Consider the following 9,800-nt stretch of genomic DNA (forward strand, 5'->3'; position numbering starts at 1 on the left):
ATGTCCAGTTTACTGTTACTTCGGGCAAATGGGTTTCTAAGGGGGTCAGGACGAATGGGAAAGTGGGTGATCCGGGTACGGGCCAGGTAAATGTTCCGCCTGTATCGCAATAAGCCCGCCCTCAACCTGCTGCTCGCTCGTGGCAAGTTGATAGTTGCCATATTGATCAAAAAGCGCCCATAAAAAAGAGACCTGAGAAGGTCTCTTTTTTACATGGTTTCCAGCTTACAGACTGGAGATCCACACATGTGCTCGGCCAGCTTACCCAACGCCCGCTCAGCCTCGGCCAACTTGGCGGGTTCCTTCTCGATCACTTCAGCCAGCGCATTGTCCAAAAACGCCGAGTTGGACAGCTTGCCGTCCACTTGCTGCACGGCCAAGCTCGTACAAAGAGCATGGCAAAGACATAGTGATCGGCAGTGTGCTACGCGGGTTTGAGTATGCGAAAGCGCAAGTCAGAGCCAAGGTTGAGCATCCGTTTCGGGTGATCAAGCGCCAGTTTGGCTATACGAAAGTGCGCTTTCGTGGTCTGACGAAAAGCAGTGCTCAGCAGACGACGTTGTTCGCCTTGTCGAACTTGTGGATGGTGCGAAAACGATTGTTGAATACTGGAGAGGTGCGCCTGTAATGCGGGCTAATCGCCCTGAAACAGCGCGACTTAGAGGAAAGTCATGAATTAAGAAGTGGAAAGGTCTAATGATTCGACCGAATCAGCGCTTTTTGAACCTCACGCAAAGAGCGGATCAAAAAACGGTGGGTACTTCAGACCTTCCTTAGGGGGTGCACTTTCAACTTGGTGGCGGCGTGTATCAGGCCGATGCCGGCTCCCGAGTGCATCGGGAGCGCGGTGTTAGCGAGGTCTCCATCGTGAGTAGGAGATGTTGCTTGGTTAAACTCGATTAGCCAATGAGGCGTCCATGTCCAGTACGAACATGCGCCATTTTGAATGTCTTATTCTTTTGATTTCTGCGACGCCAACGAAATCCCGAATAGGACCCCGGCAAAACGAGCCATATATTTTTTTGTAGTTCTGCGCTTGAAGTGACGTTATCAATTCGCTGAGCGGTATCTGACCCTTTGGGCGAATAATATCGATACTATGGGCCGCTGCTAATTGTTTCATTACTTTGTCCAGGTCTTGCGGCGTTTTGAGAATATCGTTGGTTACCATGTCTTTAGGCTTGAACTCGGTCAAGATATAGTCGGGTGCTAATTTGGGGTTAAGTGAATTGTGTGCTTTGCTTATATAGTTTCCATTCAGCCTTCCCGAAAGATGCTGTACCAATCGGCTATCATCTGTCGCAATTGACGCGCCTTTAGGTGCGAAAAAATGAAGGTCCACTCCTGATGGAAGAGCGAATCGGAACTTCTCGGCACGCGACGCTCCGTGGCTGTAAATATACGCTTTAGTAGCGTTCGGACCTCCGCTGTAAAGCTCATATGAAGCGGGTCCATTGTGAAAACCAAGACTCCGTGTCTTAACGGTCAGCGTTTCAACGCCCATCTGGCCTTTGGCTATGCTGCTGTGTTGATACGCGAGACTGGTTTCCCTGGCTGCCCCCTTTGCCCCTGCTCTTGCAGCGCGCAAAGCTAGCCCGGCGCCTGCGCCTGCTTCGAGCAGACCGGTCCCGAGTGCAGCCCAACCTAATGCTTCTGAGAGGTCAGGGTCACTTTCTCGTAGTGCCGCAGAGGCGATACCAAAGCCCGCGGACACAGTAGCTAAACCTACCGCTGCTACCGTCCACCCTATTGAAGCACCGCCGGTAAAGGGTGCCAGTGCGATACCGATTACGCCGATCCCCACAGCGGCTACAACCGGGTTTTCGATCACTGGCGCGTGGGTAATGACAGAGTATTGGTTCAAGACCTCCGCGAACCCAGAGGGGTCACTTTTATTGACCGGGTCGTTGCTGCAATACCGATATCGATTTGATCCACCTGCACCAAACGGACTGATAGGGTCAGGAGCGTCAAAGCTTTGTTTCGCGGGATTGTAGACTCTCGCTCCGTTCCCCAGAGGATAATTACCGGTAACGCTGTCCATGGGGTGGCCGTTAAACCCAACCCACGAGCGCTGATCGATGGTATGAGGGCGATAGCCGTATGGCGTGTAAACAAAGTATGAAATTGAATTGGTAGACAGGTCGTAACTGGCAATCACCGAGCCTTTGATGTCTTTTACCTCGAAACTGCGGCTTGTTGTTGGCATGTTGCTGTCTTGGTTGATACTCTGCTGCAGCAATAAGCAGGAAGTGCTCTGGTTCATCAAAATAGAAGTGCGGTAGCTAAAAACTCCATTGCTGCTAAATACACCTTTCCGAGCGTATTGGAAGTCATCTTTATAATAGTACTGGTCGTAGTGGCCCGCACCTGAGCACCCAGCGAGTCGGCCAATGTTGTCGTAATGGTAGTCGAAACGTTGTTGTGCGTCACTGTGAACGGTTAATTGACCCTGGATATTGTAAGTGAGTGGGAAGCCGTCTTTATTTATAACATAACCAAGGCTGTCATATTTATAAGAATGGGTTTGTTGAGTCGTACCTCTCTGAAGTGTAGTGGATTGAGGTTGGCAGGGGTCTGCAGCCCCAAATGTGTATTTATCGATAAACGTACTGCCATTGCTTGTCACGGTACATTGAATCAGGTTGCCGGCCATGTCGTATATAAAATCCTGTCGGTCAATCACATAGCGGTCAGGCGTGGAGGGTTTATGGGGGCCGCTGCACAGATAGGTTTCGAGTTGCCCTCTGAAATCGTAACGGTACTCTTCCTTGCGCAACAGTGATGCACCTTGCAGTATTTCCATTTCAGCGATTAAAGAGGTGGTATACGTTGTTTTTAATGTAAGGGGTGGAAAACCTGTGGCATTGAATTGACGTTGAATTTCTTGACCGGATGCGTTGTAAGTGTACGCAGTCGTCATGGTCTTACCATGGGTTAGATCATTCAATGTTTCGGATTCCAGTCTACCTAGCGGGCCATATATAAAGTCTACGGTCAGCGTTGCGCTGGCGCTGTTCAGTAGACGGCCTTGGGTGTCGTAAGTGTATTGAGTGCTGTTACCGAACGCATCAGTTGATCGCAGTAAGAGGCCTTGAATGGAGTATTCGTATCTTGCTTGAGAGGTAGTTGAATCACTACCTCGGTGAATGCCTCCGGTAATGGTTTCAGTAAGGGTACGGGTTTGCGCGTCCCAAGCATTGCTCAGCTTAATGCGAGTAGATGAGGTGTTCGTTGCGCTGGGTTGAGTATCTGCTTTGCCCCAATTCCCGCTGCCGATATAGGCATAGTTCACTTTAGTGCCGCCGAGTACGGTAGCCGTCACGCGGCTCAGGCCATCTACTGTCTGGGTGCCCAGTGAAACTGTTTGGCCGCTGGATTCCAGCTTGGCAGCTGTCGCTACGGGTGCTTGGATATGGGCAGGAAAGTCATTAATCGTTGTGATACCGGCGGTTTCCGCACGGCTTACGCGACCAAAAGCGTCGTAATTACGGTGAGTCGCATATGCCTCGCTTGAAGTCTCGGTGGTCAGACGACCTAGGGCGTTGTAGCGATACGTCTGTGAGCTCACGAACTTACCATTGGCATGAAGATACGACTCGTGGCGTTGTTCTCCACCGGGTTCGTCGAATACCTGTATGGTGCGCCCGCCCGTTTCACTGCCTTGTGCTACCCAGGTTGAGGTCTTGCGGTTGACCGGGTCGTACGAAAAATTCTCGGTCTCACCACTCGCGGCCCACTTGATTTCTGAGAGCTGCCCCCAGCGGTCATAGCTGAAGTTACGTGTTTGCGGGGGCAATTGCGTTTTATTGGCGGTGTAGTCGAATTGTGTCGTGGACGCCTCTCGACCTTGGGCGTCGTAAGTTATTTCGTATAACTTCAGCCATGAACCATCAGTGTGTAGCCACTCGTTTCGGATGGGGCGGCCCAACGTATCAAATACGTCTCTGCTTTGTTCTCCGAACGGGCTGGTACGCGTTACTTGAGTTTCGGTGCCAGCGTCTACGTAGGTGAAAGTGGTCGTGCCTTTGAGCTCGGGCTCGCCGGCATATACGGTTTGTTGGATTATACGGCGCTGCGCGTCGTATTCATAAAGGGTCGTATTGTCTTGGGCATCAATGTGGGCCTGAAGCAAGCCGGTGAGCGTTTGAATGACTTGAGTTCCGGTGACTGCAGGTGCAGTGCCCGCGGTCACATAAGTGGTTGTAGTGAGTTGATTGTTGGAAAGCCCGTAGCCGATCGCAGTACTGACTACAGAGCCCGGAACGACCTTGCCGGCGGCGTCAAGGATAGATTGTGTGCTGTTCAATAACCGCCCATGGTGAGGTGAATTAATGTCAGTATCATAAGTATTCTCTTCAAGCACCATGTTGCCGTTCGCCCATGATGAGAGCCTGCCATTGGCATCCCCAACCGGGTTATAGATTGTCAATTTTTTCGAAGGTTTGAGGGTTGGACCTTTTACCAGGGCGTCTTTGACCGGCAGCCCATCGTAACTGTAGAAGGTCCACTGCAAGTCAGTCCGTTGGCCGTTGTTCAGGGTATAGACCTTTTCGGATTCGACGTGAACCTTGAAGTAATTTGGGTCGCCAGGGCAACGAATGGCCACCGGGAGGTTGAAGGTCTGTTGACCGTTACTGGTGACGTAAGGCGAAATAACCTTTTGGCGCAGCTCACGTGTACCCCAGGTCAACCCGGCTTTACCGAACAGCTGGTATCCCCAGCCGATAGGGTTTGCGTAATCACCTATGGCCGCAATAACACTCAAAGGCGTTGTGGGAGTGTTAACTCTTTCTGTTTTGACGAGTATGTCTTCTTCCAACATTCCCCGATAATAAGTCCACTCCGTTGTTACGCCGTTTTCTGTCTTTGAAATGATGTTGCCTAAGGTGTCCATTGTGATAACGACGACTTCCGTGCGAGCGGTCAGGTCGGGGTTGGTGTAGGTCGTGCTAGTGGTGCTTTCAATACGGTCTGGGAGAGGGTCATTAGCGGCACCCGTGAGGACAGTCCCTCCGTTTTTCACGGTTCTACTTAACTCAACGGTTTTCAATAATAAGCCATCTACCCAAGTTGTTTCTTTTGTCGGTAGGCGGTTGGTCGAAAACTGATATTCAGTTTTTTTATTGCCTATCTCCGTTACTGAGGTGATTTGGTTGCCTTTTGAGGTGGTGTAAATATATTGATTGTTTTGTATGATGGTCGCGTTGTTGTCGGTAATAAGGTGGTTGGAAACTTTGCCGTTCTGATAACTAATTGCCTCCGTGAGTCCGCTGCTGTGTTTTATTTTGCTGATAGAGCCGGTGTACTCGAACGCTGTCGTGTCTATCTGGTTGCTCTGCCGTACTGTACTCAACAAGCCCTCGGTAAATTGAAAATCCATCGTGTAATTGTCGTTGGTTCCTGGCCATACATCGAAAGTGACCTGCATTATGCTGCCGAGCATGGTGTAACCAACGGTCAATAGGGTTCCTGACTCGTCGGATACTGACTGTAGGCGTGGGAGCCACAGGCTTATGAGTGAGTTGGTTTCTTTAATCAAATCCCATTGGAGGTAAATTTTATGCCCAGAGGGTGAACTTATTGTAGTTGGAAGATAATAGCCTTCCTCTATTTGCAGGTTGGATGAGGGGTCTCGGAATTTGGTAAGACGTTCTTGTTTTCCACTTTTATGTGTGAATTTAAGTTGCTCGCTATCCCGGCTGATAACGACGTGGGGTAAGGCAATATCGCTTTTTCCGTCCCATGTCCAACTGGCTCCGTTCTCTAAGTAAATTTTGCCGAAATTGTTGTCCCGAATTTCTTGTAGACGGTCTTTGTAAAAATAAGCATGGTTAAATCGGATACTACAATTTTCGAGGTAGTAAGTGCCGCGGCCCGACGTGTGGTAAACCTTCAGATCCAAAGTCGGGCCCAACCCATTATTTCCAACTAATTCAGCTATCGGGATAAATGTGCAAAATGCGCCCGAAAAGGGGTCGACCCCATGAATATTCGGGCTACCTTCGTCAACGACACGTTGTTTAACAGCTGTCGAATTAGCCATCTGGAAACTCCTTAAAAAGTAGGCTGCCTCCGTGCTTCAAAATGATGCACGGCAGAGAGCTTTGTTTCAGAGTAATGCCGCTTTCCAGTGGGTTGATACTGTCAATGTTGACAGTTTTTTATAACTTTTCGCGCTTAAGTGTCTCCATAGTTAGACCAGTTAATTTTGCGCAAAAAAAGAGACCCGAAGGTCTCTCTTTTTATTCCAGCATTGACTTACAAGCTGGCAATCCGACTGCGTTGCTCCGCCAACTTGCCCTGAGCCTGTTCAGCTTCAGCCAACTTGGCGCGCTCCTTATCGATCACCTCCGCCGGCGCCTTTTCGACGAACGCCGCGTTGGACAGCTTGCCGCCCACTCGCTGCACTTCGCCTTGCAGGCGCAGGATTTCCTTATCGAGACGGGCCAATTCCGCGCCTTTGTCGATCAGGCCGGCCATCGGCACCAGCACTTCCATCTCGCCGACCAGCGCGGTCGCGGACAGCGGTGCTTCGGCGCCGTCAGCCAATACCGTGATCGACTCCAGCTTCGCCAGCTTCTTGAGCAGTGCGTCGTTCTCGCTGAGGCGACGCTGATCTTCGCTGCTGGCGTTCTTCACAAACACTGCCAACGGCTTGCCCGGCCCGATGTTCATTTCGGCACGGATGTTACGCGTGCCCATCATCAGGGTCTTGAGCCATTCGATATCACTTTCGGCCGCCTCATCGATGCGTGCTTCATTGGCCACCGGCCAAGGTTGCAGCATGATGGTCTTGCCTTCGATACCGGCCAGCGGCGCGATGCGCTGCCAGATCTCTTCGGTGATGAACGGCATGAACGGGTGCGCCAGACGCAGCGCCACTTCGAGTACGCGCACCAGGGTGCGGCGGGTGCCGCGCTGGCGTTCGATCGGCGAGTTTTCGTCCCACAGTACCGGCTTGGACAGTTCCAGGTACCAGTCGCAATACTGGTTCCAGATGAACTCGTACAAGGCCTGGGCGGCGAGGTCGAAACGGAACTGGTCGAGCTGGCGGGTCACTTCGGCTTCGGTGCGCTGCAGCTGCGAGATGATCCAGCGATCAGCCAGGCTCAGTTCGACGGCTTCGCCGTTCTGGCCGCAGTCTTCGCCTTTATCCAGCACGTAACGTGCAGCGTTCCAGATCTTGTTGCAGAAGTTGCGATAGCCTTCGACGCGGCCCATGTCGAACTTGATGTCGCGACCGGTGGACGCCAACGAGCAAAACGTGAAACGCAGGGCGTCGGTGCCGTAGCTGGCAATGCCGTCGGCGAACTCGTCGCGGGTCTGCTTCTCGATCTTCTTGGCCAGTTTTGGCTGCATCAGGCCCGAGGTGCGTTTCTGCACCAGGGTTTCCAGGTCGATGCCGTCGATGATGTCCAGCGGGTCAAGGACGTTGCCCTTGGACTTGGACATCTTCTGGCCCTGGCCATCCCGCACCAGGCCGTGTACGTACACGGTCTTGAACGGCACCTGCGGCGTGCCGTCTTCGTTCTTCACCAAGTGCATGGTGAGCATGATCATCCGGGCAACCCAGAAGAAAATGATATCGAAGCCGGTAACCAGCACGTCGGTGGAGTGGAATTTCTTCAGGAACTCGGTCTGTTGCGGCCAGCCCAGGGTCGAGAAGGTCCACAGGCCCGAGCTGAACCAGGTGTCGAGTACGTCGTTGTCCTGTTGCAGGGCGATGTCCGCGCCGAGGTTGTGCTTGGCACGCACTTCGGCTTCATCGCGGCCTACGTACACCTTGCCCGACTCGTCGTACCAGGCCGGAATGCGATGGCCCCACCACAGTTGACGGCTGATGCACCAATCCTGGATGTCACGCATCCACGAGAAGTACATGTTTTCGTACTGTTTAGGCACGAACTGGATGCGGCCGTCTTCCACGGCAGCAATCGCAGGCTCGGCCAGCGGTTTGGTGGACACGTACCACTGGTCGGTCAGCCACGGCTCGATGATGGTGCCGGAACGGTCGCCCTTCGGCACTTTGAGGCCGTGGTCGTCAACGCTTACCAGCAAACCGGCGGCGTCGAAGGCGGCCACGATCTGCTTGCGCGCTTCGAAACGGTCGAGGCCGGCGTATTCGGCCGGGATCTTGCCGTCGATGCTCTCGTTCAGCGTGCCGTCCAGGTTGAACACCTGGCAGGCCGGCAGTACGGCGGCGTTCTTGTCGAAGATGTTCAGCAACGGCAGGTTGTGGCGCTTGCCGACTTCATAGTCGTTGAAATCGTGGGCCGGGGTGATTTTCACGCAGCCGGTGCCGAATTCAGGGTCGCAGTAGTCGTCCGCGATGATCGGGATACGACGGCCAACCAATGGCAGCTCGACAAACTTGCCAATCAGCGCCTGGTAGCGTTCATCGTTCGGGTTAACCGCCACGGCGGCGTCGCCGATCATGGTTTCCGGACGGGTAGTGGCGACGATCAGGTAGTCGTTGCCTTCAGCGGTCTTGGCGCCATCGGCCAGCGGGTACTTGAGGTTCCACAGGAAACCTTTCTCGTCGTGGTTTTCCACTTCGAGGTCGGAAATTGCCGTGTGCAACTTGGTGTCCCAGTTGACCAGGCGCTTGCCGCGGTAGATCAGGCCGTCTTCGTGCAGGCGCACGAAGGCTTCTTTCACCGATTCCGACAGGCCGTCGTCCATGGTGAAGCGCTCGCGGCTCCAGTCCACAGACGAACCCAGGCGACGGATCTGACGGCTGATATTGCCGCCGGACTGATCCTTCCATTCCCAGATCTTTTCCAGGAACTTCTCGCGGCCCAGGTCGTGACGGTTCTGGCCGGTGGCTTCGAGCTGGCGTTCCACCAGCATCTGCGTGGCGATACCGGCGTGGTCGGTGCCCGGTTGCCACAGGGTGTTACGGCCCTGCATGCGGCGGAAACGGATCAACGCATCCATGATCGCATTGTTGAAGCCATGGCCCATGTGCAGGCTGCCAGTGACGTTCGGTGGCGGAATCATGATGGTGTAGGACTCGCCGGCACCTTGTGGGGCGAAGTAATTCTCGGACTCCCAGGTGTTGTACCTGGAAGTTTCAATGGCGTGCGGCTGGTAGGTCTTATCCATGCGCGGCGGGACCCTATTGGCATTTATTCAGGAAAAGCCGGGAAGTATAGCGGGGATGAGCCAGCGCGCGTAGGGCGAGGTGATGGGCGATGTAAAAAACTGCATCACCCAGTTGAACTCGATGTGGTTTACATAGGCTGGCACTATGTTTTTGAGCGGGGGTAATTGTTACGTAAGCCCATACTGGCAATACGCTGCCGTTCAGACCGCTTTAGCCCCGTGAAATGGGCGCTTGGTCGCTGGTATCGCACGCTGAGTCATTGCGCTTCGCGCGTCACCAGGTACCGTGCGACCAGACTGGTTTATGTCTTGCGCACGGTCAGGGTGACGCCCTCCCAGCCTGACACCTGTGTACCGTTGGCATCAAACTCTGCAATAGCGAGGGATGTCGACTCGGGGTACAGATCCTGACTCAATTGCAGTTGCCAATCGCCATTGATGTTTGCTTTGGGTTTTCCAAACAGAACGGAGCCACCACTGAGGTAAACATAAACAATGGCATTGGCTGCCGCTTTGCCGGTGAGTAATGGGCGAAGCGAGTCTACGGTGGTGGAGCTGGTGAGTCTGGGTGGGCTGCCTGGCGGCAGGGCAGAGCCACCCGAGGCAAGATTCACCGTCAAAAACACATCCTCCGCCCAACTGCCAGGCTGTCCATTGGCGTCGAGCAGCCCAAGCGAAATCCGCGATTGTTT

General features: G+C 53.4%; 3 protein-coding genes and 2 pseudogenes. 1 reads left to right on the top strand and 4 read right to left on the bottom strand.

The window, feature by feature from the left end; translation table 11 throughout:
- Positions 1-225: 225 nt before the first annotated feature.
- Positions 226-374: pseudogene (locus tag GIW28_RS29885) on the bottom strand (hypothetical protein); the annotation flags it as partial.
- Between GIW28_RS29885 and GIW28_RS29890 the strand changes: the two are divergent.
- Positions 365-628, top strand: a pseudogene (locus GIW28_RS29890) (transposase); the annotation flags it as partial. The pseudogenes GIW28_RS29885 and GIW28_RS29890 overlap by 10 nt on opposite strands.
- A gap of 261 nt (positions 629-889) precedes the next feature.
- Here GIW28_RS29890 and GIW28_RS29895 read toward each other — a convergent pair.
- From GIW28_RS29895 to GIW28_RS29905, 3 genes are all read right to left on the bottom strand, one after another.
- Positions 890-6,046 carry an RHS repeat domain-containing protein gene (locus tag GIW28_RS29895; RefSeq protein WP_236458961.1) on the bottom strand — a complete coding sequence of 1,719 codons (5,157 nt, stop codon included), beginning with the start codon at positions 6,044-6,046 and terminating at the stop codon, positions 890-892.
- Between the two features lie 215 nt (positions 6,047-6,261).
- Positions 6,262-9,108, bottom strand: a complete 2,847-nt coding sequence (locus GIW28_RS29900) for a valine--tRNA ligase (protein ID WP_236447966.1) — start codon at positions 9,106-9,108, stop codon at positions 6,262-6,264.
- 302 nt (positions 9,109-9,410) lie between these two features.
- Positions 9,411-9,800: hypothetical protein (locus tag GIW28_RS29905; RefSeq protein WP_236447967.1), on the bottom strand; the 390-nt coding region annotated here is incomplete at its 5' end.

This window comes from Pseudomonas sp. PA-5-4B (genome assembly GCF_021606215.1).
GTDB lineage: Bacteria > Pseudomonadota > Gammaproteobacteria > Pseudomonadales > Pseudomonadaceae > Aquipseudomonas > Aquipseudomonas edaphica.

Excerpts from the sequence above, each read along its gene's own strand:
- GIW28_RS29900 (WP_236447966.1), bottom strand. The coding sequence starts at position 9,108 with ATGGATAAGACCTACCAGCCGCACGCCATTGAAACTTCCAGGTACAAC.
- GIW28_RS29895 (WP_236458961.1), bottom strand. The coding sequence starts at position 6,046 with ATGGCTAATTCGACAGCTGTTAAACAACGTGTCGTTGACGAAGGTAGC.